11 protein-coding genes are annotated in these 12,459 nt (G+C 67.9%); 6 read left to right on the top strand and 5 right to left on the bottom strand.

Annotated elements, in window-relative coordinates:
* The first annotated feature begins 135 nt into the window (after window positions 1-135).
* Window positions 136-1,029: a fructose bisphosphate aldolase gene (locus B9D87_RS19480; RefSeq protein WP_007769672.1), complete on the top strand. Its 894-nt coding sequence runs from the start codon at window positions 136-138 to the stop codon at window positions 1,027-1,029.
* Window position 1,030: 1 nt separating this feature from the next.
* Here B9D87_RS19480 and B9D87_RS19485 read toward each other — a convergent pair whose 3' ends face one another.
* The 3 genes from B9D87_RS19485 to B9D87_RS19495 form a co-directional block, all read right to left on the bottom strand.
* Window positions 1,031-2,107 carry a DUF190 domain-containing protein gene (locus tag B9D87_RS19485; RefSeq protein ID WP_007769671.1) on the bottom strand — a complete coding sequence of 359 codons (1,077 nt, stop codon included), beginning with the start codon at window positions 2,105-2,107 and terminating at the stop codon, window positions 1,031-1,033.
* A gap of 79 nt (window positions 2,108-2,186) precedes the next feature.
* Window positions 2,187-3,359 carry a sulfotransferase family protein gene (locus B9D87_RS19490; protein WP_007769670.1) on the bottom strand — a complete coding sequence of 391 codons (1,173 nt, stop codon included), beginning with the start codon at window positions 3,357-3,359 and terminating at the stop codon, window positions 2,187-2,189.
* Window positions 3,356-4,453: a DUF1214 domain-containing protein gene (locus B9D87_RS19495; protein ID WP_007769669.1), complete on the bottom strand. Its 1,098-nt coding sequence runs from the start codon at window positions 4,451-4,453 to the stop codon at window positions 3,356-3,358. The genes B9D87_RS19490 and B9D87_RS19495 overlap by 4 nt, the downstream gene beginning before the upstream one ends.
* 61 nt (window positions 4,454-4,514) lie before the next feature.
* Here B9D87_RS19495 and B9D87_RS19500 point away from each other — a divergent pair, with 61 nt between their 5' ends.
* Window positions 4,515-5,111, top strand: coding sequence for a TetR/AcrR family transcriptional regulator (locus B9D87_RS19500; RefSeq protein WP_007769666.1), 597 nt, complete (start codon window positions 4,515-4,517; stop codon window positions 5,109-5,111).
* Between the two features lie 5 nt (window positions 5,112-5,116).
* Here the strand turns inward: B9D87_RS19500 and B9D87_RS19505 are convergent, their stop codons facing one another.
* On the bottom strand, window positions 5,117-5,701 hold the full coding sequence (locus tag B9D87_RS19505) for a TetR/AcrR family transcriptional regulator (RefSeq protein WP_007769664.1): 585 nt from the start codon (window positions 5,699-5,701) through the stop codon (window positions 5,117-5,119).
* Window positions 5,702-5,986: 285 nt separating this feature from the next.
* Between B9D87_RS19505 and B9D87_RS19510 the strand changes: the two genes are divergently transcribed.
* Genes B9D87_RS19510 through B9D87_RS19520 form a run of 3 tightly spaced genes read left to right on the top strand, consistent with a single transcriptional unit; the run spans window position 5,987 to window position 9,840 of the window.
* Complete coding sequence (locus tag B9D87_RS19510) at window positions 5,987-8,209, top strand: acyl-CoA dehydrogenase family protein (protein WP_007769660.1); 2,223 nt, start codon at window positions 5,987-5,989, stop codon at window positions 8,207-8,209.
* 9 nt (window positions 8,210-8,218) lie between these two features.
* Window positions 8,219-9,427, top strand: coding sequence for a thiolase family protein (locus tag B9D87_RS19515; RefSeq protein ID WP_007769659.1), 1,209 nt, complete (start codon window positions 8,219-8,221; stop codon window positions 9,425-9,427).
* 2 nt (window positions 9,428-9,429) lie between these two features.
* On the top strand, window positions 9,430-9,840 hold the full coding sequence (locus B9D87_RS19520; RefSeq protein WP_007769657.1) for a Zn-ribbon domain-containing OB-fold protein: 411 nt from the start codon (window positions 9,430-9,432) through the stop codon (window positions 9,838-9,840).
* On the opposite strand, the gene B9D87_RS19525 is transcribed toward B9D87_RS19520, so the two are convergent.
* Window positions 9,837-10,814, bottom strand: a complete 978-nt coding sequence (locus B9D87_RS19525; protein WP_007769655.1) for a LacI family DNA-binding transcriptional regulator — start codon at window positions 10,812-10,814, stop codon at window positions 9,837-9,839. The two genes, B9D87_RS19520 and B9D87_RS19525, sit on opposite strands and share 4 nt — an antisense overlap.
* Window positions 10,815-11,101: 287 nt before the next feature.
* On the opposite strand from B9D87_RS19525, the gene B9D87_RS19530 reads away from it, so the two are divergent.
* Entirely contained in the window at window positions 11,102-12,457 is a 1,356-nt protein-coding gene (locus tag B9D87_RS19530; protein ID WP_007769653.1) for an amidohydrolase family protein, read from the top strand.
* The last annotated feature ends 2 nt before the right edge of the window (window positions 12,458-12,459 follow it).

The following is a 12,459-nucleotide window of genomic DNA, read 5'->3' on the forward strand; positions in this document are numbered from 1 at the left end:
AAATCGCAGTCGGCGACCTGCCTGCTCGGGCTCGAAGTGGCCGAATATGATCGGCACGATTCAGACTTGAGCGCGCGGGCATGGGCCGGGCGTGCGGTGCCCGTGAGGGCCATGAGGAAACTGGGAGAGAGTTCAATGTCGAACCAGCAGCAAGCGGAACGGATGACGTCGGGCAAGGGATTCATCGCCGCCCTCGACCAGAGCGGCGGTTCGACGCCCAAGGCGCTGCGCCTCTACGGCATCGAGGACAACGCGTACTCCTCCGAGAAGGAGATGTTCGACCTCATTCACCAGATGCGCTCGCGGATCATCACGTCCCCGGCGTTCACCGGCGACCGCGTCCTGGCGGCGATCCTGTTCGAGCAGACCATGGACCGCGAGATCGCGGGCAAGCCGTCGACCACCTATCTGTGGGAGACCAAGGGCGTGGTGCCGATCCTCAAGATCGACAAGGGTCTGGCGGACGCGTCCGATGACGTCCAGCTGATGAAGCCGATCCCGGGCCTCGACGAGCTGCTGGACCGGGCCGCCGGCCTCGGTGTCTTCGGTACCAAGGAGCGGTCGGTGATCGGCGGCGCCAACCCCAAGGGCATCGCGGCCGTGGTCGCCCAGCAGTTCGAGTTGGGCCACCAGGTGCTCTCGCACGGCCTGGTCCCCATCATCGAGCCCGAGGTCACCATCTCGATCTCGGACAAGGCAAAGGCCGAGGGCATTCTGCGCGACGAGATCACCAAGCAGCTCGACGCCGTGCCCGAGGGCCGGCGCGTCATGCTCAAGCTGAGCCTGCCCACCGAGGTCAACTTCTATCGCCCCCTCATCGAGCACCCGAAGGTGATGCGGGTGGTCGCCCTGTCCGGCGGCTACTCCCGCGAGGAGGCCAACGACCTGCTGGCGAAGAACACGGGGTTGATCGCCAGCTTCAGCCGGGCGCTGACCGAGGGGCTGACCGTCGACCAGTCCGACGAGCAGTTCAACGCCACCCTGGACAAGGCGATCCAGTCGATCTACGACGCCTCGGTCGCCGGCTGAGCTAGTAGCGGTGCTGGGCCATGCGTGGCGGCCCGGCCTCCCCGTCGCCGTCGTCGGACACCAACGCCGGCACCATCTCGCTGGTCACCAGGCCCTCGTCTTGGGTCAATTCGTCGATGACGGCGAAGGATTGGGCGATGTTGGCCGGGGTGTCGATCACGATGGTGACGACGGGCACGCGACGGGTCAGCGAGAACAAACCGTCGCCGTGGGGCGGGTGGTCGCCGTGAAAACCCCAGACGCCGCGCAGCACCGTCGCGCCGTCGGCGGCCTTGGCCTGGCGTAGCCGCTGGGCGATCGCGCGGTGAATCGGCACACCGCCGTGGTGTGCCGACTCGGAGGTGTAGATCGTCAGCTGCTGGAACAGCGGCAGCCCGCGCTCGTCGACACCGGGCAGGGGGTGTGGCCGCTCCAGGAACTGACCGTCGCGTTTGCACACCCGCACCCGCTCGAGGGTGAACAGGGGCCTGCGCAGCAGCTCGCCCAATTCCGGGAGCACCCCACCGATCCGCTCACCGGATCCGACGACGACGATCATCATCGGGACGTCGGCGTTGCGCCCAAAGAAGTTGGCGCGCTGGCGTTCTCCGTGCGCGACACCGTCCACCCCGAGCAGCACCGTGGCACCGGCGAGGCCGCGCCGGTGCATCAGATCGCACAGGGCGATGTAGGCGGGTGAGCCGTCGACGCGTTGCTTGCGCCCGACGTAGATCGTCAGCTTGACCGCGTCGCGCAGATCCTCGGGCAGCTGCGGCGTCCCGATGTGCTCGTGAAGCAGCCGAGCGCGCTCCAGCGTGACCAGACCGCGCTGCTTGACGGACAGCACCGGGTCGAACAGCGCCTCGATCTTCGCTCGCGTGTCGACCGCGATGATCGCCACCGGCGGGTCCTCCGACAACGTCAGGGACTCGTCGGTGCGCAGATAGTGACCGGTGCCGAACCCGCCGATGCCGCGCAGCAGCACGCCGCACGCGACGCGGTGCTGTGCGTACAGGCCGAGCAGGACATCGGAGACGAAGCTGTCCCCGGTCCGCCTGCGCTCGGCCAAATAGGTGGTGAGCTTCAGGCAATCGTCCATCGCCGCTCCCGTCGCCTCCCGGCGAGCCTACCCCGCTCGCAGACACCAAGCGCCGCAGCGGGGTTCGACGCGACCGACGTCAGCGCAGCTGTTCGGTCGGTACCCCGTAGCGGTCCTGGTAGGCGCTCACCCGTTCGCGTACCTCGACGGCGTCCAGCCCGGTATCCGACCAGGTGTACCGGCCGCGCCCGCCATCCGAGGGATGGGACGCCAGGAAGTCGCGCATCTTCTGCTCGGCGTCGGGCAGCAGCTCGCGGTCCAACCGCTCGTAGATGTCTTTGATCGTGGTCCACGGATCCTTCATGAAATCGGCGAATTGCACGTCGACCACCCGGCCCGCGGGCACCGCGCGGCCGTCCCGCAGGGCCATCTCGCGCTCCAGGCCGACGACGATCTCCTCGTAGGACTGGGCCGCGCATTCGGTGATGCGGGATTCTTCGCTGCACATCCGGCGCAGGTGGTGGGTCAGTGCGGCGATCGACGAGATGACGTTGAGCGGATCGCGGTGGGTCTGCACGATCAGCGCGTCGGGATATTCGGCCAGCAGCGCATCCAGCTGCCACAGGTGCGCCGGCGATTTCAACAACCACTGCCCGGGAACACCAGACTGCAAGTGCTGCAGGAAGATTCGGTGGAAGCGATAGGCGCCCGCGTGGTCGGCCTCATACATCAGCCACCGGTAGTAGCTCGGCAGCCGATACTGCACCGAGAAGATCATGCTGACGAACTCGGCCGCGGTGATGCGCACGCACTCCTGGCCGACCAGCGCGCCCATCGGATGAAAGGCCAGAAAGCCGGGCATGATCTGCTCGGACAGGTCGATGCCGGCCTGGGTCTGGGCGATCCGCGGATCGGTGTGGTAAGTCTGCGGCTGCGGCACCGGGCAGGGCTCGTCGACCTCCCAGGTCAGGGGTGCACGCAGCGCGGGGTCCTGGGCGAGCAGGTCGTACAGGATCGTGGTGCCGGTGCGCGGCTGGCCGACGATAAAGATGGGCGCCTTGATCTCTTCCGCGGCGATCTCGGGATGTTGTTTGCGCCAAGCGATTACGCCGAGCCGGTTCTTCAACGCCCGCATGAGGTCGAGGTGGGCGATCTCGATGCCGATATCGGATAGCCGCGCATCGTTGATCAGCCCGTCGGTGACCCGGTGCAGCCCCGGCCGCCAGCCCTCGTCGCCGAAGTCGTCGCTGCCGACTTCCTCACACGCGGCGGCGATCAGCCGTTCGGGAGCGAATCGGTCCTGCAAGGTCATTTCCGCTCCTGGGCTTCGCGCAGCGACACGGTGACCTCGGGTGGGCTCGGATTGTCCAGCCAGCGCAGGACGACGAAGCCACGATGCCGCCCGCCGGTGTCGAGCCAATGGCCAAACCCGAAGTCCTGCGCGGAGATTGCGATACGCACCCGCCCGTCGGCATCGGGCTGGACGCCGCGGTTCGTCACCGAGCTGTGCCGGCGACGCGGCTCCAGGCACTCGTGCCAGATGGTTTCCAGCGTCACGTTCCAGTACCGGGTGTCGGGTGGCGCGATGTCGAGAACGAGGGCCTGGCCGGGTTCCAGCCGAAAGGTCCCCATCATGTACAGGTTGTCCGGCGTGGTGTCGGCCTCACCCAGATCGGCGGCTTGGGCGGTCAACAAGGTGTTCGGACTCTGCAGGAGTTCGGGCTTGATGGTGCGGTGCAGCGTCGCCAGCTTCATCAAAGACCATGCCATCGCGGTGAACTGGTCGGCAAGCGCGTCGTCGGTCAGCGTCGTCAGGGGGCCGGGGTCCAGTGCCTCGATGCGCAGGGCGGCCAGTTCCTCGCTCGCCCGGTCGCCGATGTATTCGCGGACGACCACGGACGAGGCGTCGTCGGGGATCTGCACCCATTGGGCGCCGGCCAGATCGGACGGTTCGTCGGCCGAGAGCACCAGCGCGAATTCGCCCGAGCCCAGCACCAGATCGCTGTCGCTGACGTAGCCCGCCATTCGCCGCGGCGTGATTCCGGTGCCGGCCAGGATCTGCAATCCCAGGTACGCGGTGGTGCCGCGGGTCCCCGTGACCCGGTAGCGGCGGTCGCCGCGAATCATCGCCAGGTAGTAGTTGCCGTCGGGGTTGGGCCCACCGACCATCCTGTTCTCCGAACACATATCGAAGAAGGACGGACGGTCGGGATCGGCCTCGACCGTCATCTGCGCACACAGTGACGACACCCGGGCGACCATCCGCAGACCCTCGGCCAGTTCCCGCTCCGACTCGGCGTCTTCGGTGATGATCTTGGTGACGTCGCCGAGCATCTGCTGGAAGCGCTGCCACCAGGCGCGTGCCTGCGGGGCGGTCTGATCGGACGCTTCGCGGGTTTGAGACATCGTCTCATGCTAAGACTATGTCTTACGGTTTTGTGTCGATTCGCAACAAAAGGGCGGGGACATGTCTGGTGCAACATCCGCGACTCCGTCGCTGGCACAGCGCAAGCGGGCGGCGACGCGTCAGCGCATCGCCACGGCCGCGGCCCAGCTGGTCGCGAGCCGCGGACTGGCCGGGGCCACCGTGGAGCGCATCGCCGACGCCGCCGATATCGGCCGGGCGTCGTTCTTCCGCTATTTCAACTCCAAGGAAGACGCCGTCGCCGAGGGCATGAACGCCCACTGGCTGGACCGGATCACCGCGGCGCTGGCCGCCCAGCCGCCGCAGCTGACCGCCATCGAGGCGGTGATCGGCGCGTTCGGGGCACTCGGCCGCGGCTCCGCCGAGATCGAGCCGCAGATCCGTGAGTTGGCCACGCTGACAAGGTCATCCGAGACGTTGGACGCGTGGACTCTGCATATCTATGTGCGCTACGAGCAGGCGATCGCCGAACTCATCGCACCGCGGATGCCCGGCCTGACCGCGCAGGACCCACGCCCGCGACTGATCGGCGCGCTGGCGATGGCGGCGGTGCGCATCGCGCTCGACGACTGGCTGACCCACGGCGGCTCGTTGCCCGACCGGGTGGGCCGGGGCCTGGCCGCGCTCACGGTCGGCTGAACCGCTCAGCCTCCGGCGAGGGCCGCCACGATCAGCCGGGTGGTCCGTTCGGCTCGCCGGCGCGAGTAGGGCTGCGCACCCGACAGGATCGGGTACACCACCCCGCCGACGATGGCGTCGGCCGCCGATTCGGCGGTGGCCTCGCTGATGCCGTCGGCCAGCAGCCGGGCCCGCACGCTGTCGTGCAGCGGCGCACTGAATCCGGCGCGCAATTTGACGGCGGTGTCCTCGTGTTCCATGCAGGCGACGGTCAGCGTTCGCAGCATGGCCGAACCCCGCGGGGTCGTCAGGCTGGCGAACAGCTTGCCCACCCAACCGACCAGATCGGCGCCGAGGTTGCCGGTGTGGTTGACCGACGCCAGCAGCTTGTCCGCGTCTTCGAGCATCACATCGGCGACCAGCGCGGGGCGGGTCGGCCACCACCGGTAGATCGTTTGCTTGCCGACCCCGGCGCGCGCCGCGACGGCCTCGATGGTCAGCCCGTCGAATCCGCGCTCGAGCAGCAGTTCGCGCGTCGCGGTGACGATCGCCGTGCGGGACTTCTCGCTGCGTCGCCTCGGCGAGGCCGTCTCGCTCAGATCGGTTGGCATCTGCTGGTCCTCGCTTCCGTGAACTCATAATCGAAAGCCGCTCGCCGGGGGGATCGGGCGCGCTTTACATATCCTGACCCGCGCCGGTAGTCTTCCACAAGACGAGACGGTCCGTCTTGTACGCGGCGATCGCAAGCGCGGCGGAAGCCGGGCGCAGCGGGTCGCCGCCATCAGATCTGCGGCGATCGCAGGCGCGGCGACGGCCGGGCGCAGCGGGTCGCCGCCATCGGAGGCGAAAGGATAGCAGTTCGTGCGGCTCATGCCAGTTATCTCTCGGCCGTCCTCGTGACCCTGGGACTGAGTCCGGAGCAGCAGGAACTCAGCGACGCCGTCGCGCAGTTCGCCGCCCGCCATGCTCCCATCGCCACGACGCGGGAGGGCTTCGACGACCTCGCCGCCGGGCGCATACCGGCCTGGTGGGATGCCCTGGTCGCCAACGGTTTTCACGCCGTGCATCTGCCCGAGGACCTCGGTGGCCAGGGCGGAGGGCCGATCGACGCGGCGTGCGTCCTGGAATCGGCGGGCAAGTCGCTGCTGCCCGGGCCGCTGCTGCCGACGGTGACCGCCGGGGCCGTCGCGCTGCTCGCCGAGCCGACACCGGCAGCGGAGTCCTTCCTGCGCGACCTGGCGTCCGGCGCCACGGCGGCGATCGTGCTTCCCGACGCGGATCTCTCTGCGCGCCTCGACGGCGGTCGGTGGCTGGTCACCGGCGCCTCGCAGGTCACCCAGGGAGTATGTGCGGCGCGCACCATCCTGGTCGGCGCCCACAGCGACGACGGCGAGGTCGCCTGGCTGCTGGTGGACCCCGAAAACGCTGCGGCCACAGTTGAACCCGTGTCCGGCACCGACCTCGTCGCCGACGCCGGGATCCTGCGCCTCGACGGCTACCGCGCGGCCGAGCCGGAGGTCCTCAGCGGCATCGAGCCCGAGCGCGCGCGGTGCGTCGCCGTGGGTCTGGTGGCCAGCACGATGGCCGGTATCACGCAGTGGTGCGTCGAGGCGGTCACCGCGCACCTACGCATCCGCGAACAGTTCGGCAAGGTGATCGGAACCTTTCAGGCGTTGCAACACAACGCCGCCATGCTGTTGATCAACAGCGAGCTGGCCACCGCGGCGACCTGGGACGCGGTCCGCGCCGTCGACGAATCGCTCGACCAGCACCGCCTCGCGGCGGCCGGGGCGGCCACCATCGCGGTCTCGCCGATCCCGGACCTGGTGCTCGACGCCCTGACGATGCTCGGGGCCATCGGGTTCACCTGGGAACACGACGTGCACCTGTACTGGCGGCGGGCGATCAGCCTCGCGGGATCGATAGGGCCGGCGAATCGCTGGGCGCGGCGGCTGGGCGAGCTCGCCTGCACGCAGACGCGCGACATGTCGGTGAATCTCGGCGACGCGGAATCGGAATTTCGTACCTGGGTCGCCGAGACGCTGGATGCGGCCCTGCAGTTGCGCAACGACAAACCCGCACCGCACGGCGATTACGCGGACCAGGCCTCCGGGCCGCAACGCACGTTGATCGCCGACGCCGGCCTCATGGCGCCGCACTGGCCGGCACCCTGGGGGGTCGGGGCGGATCCGTTGAAACAGCTCATCATCGATGAGGAGTTCGCCAAGCGGCCCGGGCTGGTTCGCCCGTCGCTGAACATCGCCGAGTGGATCCTGCCCTCGGTGATGGCCGCAGCACCAAAAGAGCTGCAGGAGAAGATCATTCCGCCCACCCAACGCGGTGAGATTCATTGGTGCCAGCTGTTCAGCGAGCCGGGCGCCGGCTCCGACCTCGCGTCGCTGACCACCCGGGCGACCAAGGTCGACGGCGGCTGGCGGATCAGCGGCCACAAGATCTGGACGTCGTTGGCGCAGTACGCGGACCTGGGGGCGCTGCTGGCCCGCACCGACCCCGAAGCCAGCAAGCACCGCGGCATCGGTTACTTCATCCTCGACATGCGATCGCCCGGCATCGAAATCCAGCCGATCAAGACGGCCACCGGGCAGGCACACTTCAACGAGGTGTTCCTCAACGACGTCTTCGTCCCCGACGAGATGCTGCTGGGCGGTCCTACCGACGGCTGGAACCTCGCGATCGCCACGATGGCCGAAGAGCGTTCCGCGATCAGCGGATACGTCAAGTTCGACCGGGCCATCGCGCTGCGCCGGCTCGCCGCCCGGCCGGGCCCCGACCGTGACGACGCCCTGCGCGAGCTCGGCGAACTCGACGCCTACACCAACGCCATCAGGGCGCTCGGGGTACGGGAAACCATTCGGCTGCTCGACGGGCAGGCGTCGGGCCCGGCGTCCAGCATCGCCAAGGTCGCGATGAACGTGCTCCTGCGCCGGACCTTCCAGGCCACGCTGCAGTTGACCGGGCAGGTCGCCATGGTCGACGACCCCGACGCCGCGGTCGTGGAACCCTACCTGCATCTGCCGGCCGAGCTGATCGGCGGGGGGACCAGGGAGATCCAGCTCAACATCATCGCGCAGATGATTCTCGGTCTACCCCGAAAATAAGGACACAGCATGGGATTACGCGGAGAAGCCGCGATCGTCGGATACGTCGAACTTCCGCCGGAACGCATGAGCAAGGCGACACCCGCGCCGTTCGTCATCGAACAGTGGGCGGAACTCGGCGCCGCCGCGCTGGGCGATGCGGGCCTGCCCTTCGAGGTCGTCGACGGGATCGTCGCGTCACACCTGGCCGAATCGGAGATCTTCGTGCCCTCCACGATCGCCGAATACCTCGGCGTGGGAGCGAGATTCGCCGAGCACGTCGACCTCGGCGGGGCCAGCGCGGCGGCCATGGTGTGGCGGGCCGCCGCCGCCGTCGAACTCGGCATCTGCGACGCGGTGCTGTGTGCGTTGCCCGCCCGCTACATCACCCCGATGTCGCCGCAAAAGCCCAAGGCCTACGGCGATGCGCTGTACTTCGGCTCATCGAGCAATCAATACGGTTCTCCGCAGGCCGAATTCGAGATCCCGTACGGAAACCTCGGCCAGAACGGCCCCTACGGCCAAGTGGCCCAGCGCTACGCGGCGGTGTACGGCTACGACGAGCGGGCCATGGCCAAGCTCGTCGTCGACACCCGGGTCAACGCCAACCACACCGACGGCGCGATCTGGAAGGACAAGCCGCTGACCGTCGACGACGTGCTGGCCAGCCCGGTGATCGCCGACCCGCTGCACATGCTGGAGATCGTCATGCCCTGCGTCGGGGGCGCGGCGGTCGTCGTCGCCAGCGCGGATGTGGCCAAACGGGCGCGCAATCGTCCGGTGTGGATCAAGGGATTCGGCGAACACGTGCCGTTCAAGACCCCGACGTACGCCGAAGATCTGCTGAACACCCCGATTGCGGCCGCGGCCGACACGGCATTCGCCATGACCGACCTGAGCCGTGACCAGATGGACATGGTCTCGATCTATGACTGCTACACCATCACCGTGCTGCTCTCGCTGGAGGACGCCGGCTTCTGCGAGAAGGGCAAGGGCATGGACTTCGTCGCCAACCACGACCTGACCTTCCGCGGCGACTTCCCCCTGAACACGGCCGGCGGCCAATTGGGCTTCGGCCAGGCGGGTTTGGCCGGCGGGATGCACCATGTCTGCGACGCCACCCGTCAGATCATGGGCCGCGCGGGCGCCGCCCAGATCGCCGACTGCAACCGGGCCTTCGTGTCCGGCAACGGCGGCATCCTGTCCGAGCAGACGACGCTCATCCTGGAGGGAGACTGAGGATGGCCACCTTCGAGCGGCCGATGCCCGTGAAAACGCCGACCAGCGCACCGTTTTGGGATGCCCTGGCACAGCATCGCATCGTCATCCAGTACTCGCCGTCGCTGCAGGCCTACGTGTTCTACCCGCGGGTGCGTGCGCCGCGCACCCTGGCCGACGACCTGGAATGGCGCGAGATCTCTGGGATGGGAACCCTGTACTCCTACACGGTGGCCCACCGGCCGGTCAGTCCGCATTTCGCCGACGCCGTCCCGCAGCTGCTCGCCATCGTCGAATGGGACGAGGGCCCAAGGTTTTCCACCGAGATGGTCAACGTCGACCCGGGCCGCCTGAAGGTCGGGATGCGGGTGAAGCCGGTGTTCTGCGACTATTCGGACCACGAGGTCACGCTGCTGCGGTACGAGCCCGCCTAGGTCGACGATCGCACCACCAGGTGGGCGATGTCGGTCAGCTCGGGCGACGGTGGGGCGGGGTGGCCCAGCCGTTCGAAAACCGCGGCAAGCGCTGCGTCGGCGACCGCGCAGGGATCGAATTGCACGGTGGTCAACGGCGGCGTGCTCACCATGCCCATCGGGCTGGCGTCGACGCCCATCACCGCCAGGTCACCCGGACAGCGCAGCCGCGCTTGATGAATGCCGTACAGGACCAGGCAGGCGATCTCGTCGCTCTGCGCACACACCGCGGTCACTCCGTCGCCCACCCAGCCGGTGACCACGTCGGCGGCGTTGTCCAGGGTCACCTCGTCGACGCGCACGTCGGGGAGGCCGCGCAGTTGGGCGGCCCGCGAGACACCCTCGAACCAGTAGTCGCCCAACGGACGCCATCGGGCAATCCCGGTGTAGGCGAACGCGATTCGGCGATGGCCCCGCTCGATCAGGTGCTCGACCCGCATCTCGCCGACGGACAGGTGCGGGTCTTTGAGCGCGGGCAGTGTGCCGATCTCGATATGGGGGATGCCCGCGGTCGTCACCGCCTGCCGCGCGGCCGCGCTCAGCGGGAACAGGCTGGTGACGGCGACGGGATCCAGATTCTCGATCGCGTCGACCACGTGCTGGTCGTCGTCGGTCTCGAAGACCTGCACCTGCAGAAAACCCTCGCGGGCCAGTGCGGTCGTCATCCGGCTGCCGGCCTGCATCGGCATCTCGCCGACGGCGACGTGCGGCACCACGTAGAGCACCACCCCGCTTTTGCCGCGCGCGAGGTTGCGAGCGGCGAGGTTGGGCCGGTAGCCGAGCAGTTTGGCCGCGCGGTACACCGCGTCGCGGGTTTCCGCAGAGATGCGCCGGCCCCGTGCGTTGTTGAGCACATAGCTGACCGTGGCGGTCGACACGCTGGCCAGCCGGGCCACGTCGGCGGTGGTCGGACGCGCAGCTTTATTGGTGCTCAACTTCCGTCACCTTCCGGGCCCGGTCATGACCCATGGTGGCACGCGACGCTTCTTGGCATCGCGCCGTCCCGCCCCGGGCGTCTGCGGCCGCGACGCAAAAGCGAACTAATAGTCCTCTTATACACGCCGGCTGCGATGGCGCCGCCGTCCGTGACGTACGGGGCTGCGGCGTTGCTGCATAGGGGATTAAGCGCTCATTTCGCCCCGCCAGCGGCCGAGGGCGCCGGTTGACACTGTGACGCACACCATTGTCTACTAGTCACTGGCTATCGATCGAGGAGCGCGGGATGAACAAGGACGACCTGATCCTGATCAGCGTGGACGATCACATCGCCGAGCCGGCCGACATGTTCGACGCCCACGTCCCCGCCGCCTACAAGGACCGCGCCCCACGCGTGGTCGTCGAGCCCGACGGCATCCAGCAGTGGTACTACGGCGAGATCCGCGGACGCAACATGGGACTGAACGCCGTCGCGGGGAAGCCGCGCGAGATGTACAACATCGACGCCTCACGCTACGACGAGATGCGCCCGGGCTGCTTCAACGTCGACGAGCGGGTGCGCGACATGAACGCCGGTGGCCAGCTGGCCGGGTTGAACTTCCCGAACTTCACCGGCTTCTCCGGCCAGGTCCTCAACCAGGGTCCCGACCGCGAGACGAACCTGGTGATGATCAGGGCGTACAACGAATGGCACGTCGACGAATGGTGCGGGGCGTACCCGGGCCGATTCATCCCGTGCGGCATCCTGCCGCTGTTCGACGTGGCCGAGGCCGCCAAGGAGGTCAAACGGCTCGCGGACAAGGGCTGTCACGCCGTCACGTTCTCGGAGAACCCAGAGGCGTTGCAAATGCCTAGCATTCACACCAAGTACTGGTACCCGCTGTTCGAGGCCGTCTGCGAAAGCAACACGGTGCTGTGCACCCACGTGGGCTCCGCGTCGCGCTCGCCGCAGGTGTCCACGGACGCCCCGCCCAGCGTGCAGATGACCGCCTCGTCGATGATGAGCATGTTCACCTTCACCGAGCTGATCTGGGCACAGTTCTGGGCGGACTTCCCGCAGCTGAAGTTCTCGCTGACCGAGGGCGACGTCGGCTGGATCCCGTACTTCCTCTGGCGGGCCGAGCACGTCTACAACCGGCACTCGGGCTGGACGCTGGCGTCCTTCCCACCCGGATACGACGGGCCGACCGACGTGTTCAAGCGCCACTTCTACACCTGCTTCATCAGCGACAAAGTCGGTGTGCAGAACATGAATTGGTTCAACGAGGACATGCTGTGCTGGGAGTCCGACTTCCCGCACTCGGACAGCAACTGGCCTTTCGCCCCCGAGGACATCGTCGCCACCATGGGCCACCTGGACGACGCCGTCATCGACAAGATCACCCATCAAAACGCCATGGACGCATACTCATTCGACCCCTTCCGGCACATCCCGAAGGAGCACGCGCGCGCCGGCTACCTGCGAGCACAGGCCACCGACGTCGACGTGGTCACCCACGTCGGCCGCCAGGCCAGCCAGCGTGACCGGGATGCGTGGACGCGGATGACGCAGTTCGCCCTGCAGGCACAGGCCTCGGCGCAGGCGCCGGCGACGGTCGAGGTGTCCGGTATCGCCGGGCGCGCCACCACCCTGGGCAACTGAGC

Source organism: Mycobacterium colombiense CECT 3035, from assembly GCF_002105755.1.
Taxonomy (GTDB): Bacteria; Actinomycetota; Actinomycetes; order Mycobacteriales; family Mycobacteriaceae; genus Mycobacterium; species Mycobacterium colombiense.

Excerpts from the sequence above, each read along its gene's own strand:
- B9D87_RS19530 (WP_007769653.1), top strand. The coding sequence starts at position 11,102 with ATGAACAAGGACGACCTGATCCTGATCAGCGTGGACGATCACATCGCC.
- B9D87_RS19495 (WP_007769669.1), bottom strand. The coding sequence starts at position 4,453 with ATGTCTCAAACCCGCGAAGCGTCCGATCAGACCGCCCCGCAGGCACGC.
- B9D87_RS19490 (WP_007769670.1), bottom strand. The coding sequence starts at position 3,359 with ATGACCTTGCAGGACCGATTCGCTCCCGAACGGCTGATCGCCGCCGCG.
- B9D87_RS19520 (WP_007769657.1), top strand. The coding sequence starts at position 9,430 with ATGGCCACCTTCGAGCGGCCGATGCCCGTGAAAACGCCGACCAGCGCA.
- B9D87_RS19480 (WP_007769672.1), top strand. The coding sequence starts at position 136 with ATGTCGAACCAGCAGCAAGCGGAACGGATGACGTCGGGCAAGGGATTC.
- B9D87_RS19485 (WP_007769671.1), bottom strand. The coding sequence starts at position 2,107 with ATGGACGATTGCCTGAAGCTCACCACCTATTTGGCCGAGCGCAGGCGG.
- B9D87_RS19500 (WP_007769666.1), top strand. The coding sequence starts at position 4,515 with ATGTCTGGTGCAACATCCGCGACTCCGTCGCTGGCACAGCGCAAGCGG.
- B9D87_RS19505 (WP_007769664.1), bottom strand. The coding sequence starts at position 5,701 with ATGCCAACCGATCTGAGCGAGACGGCCTCGCCGAGGCGACGCAGCGAG.
- B9D87_RS19515 (WP_007769659.1), top strand. The coding sequence starts at position 8,219 with ATGGGATTACGCGGAGAAGCCGCGATCGTCGGATACGTCGAACTTCCG.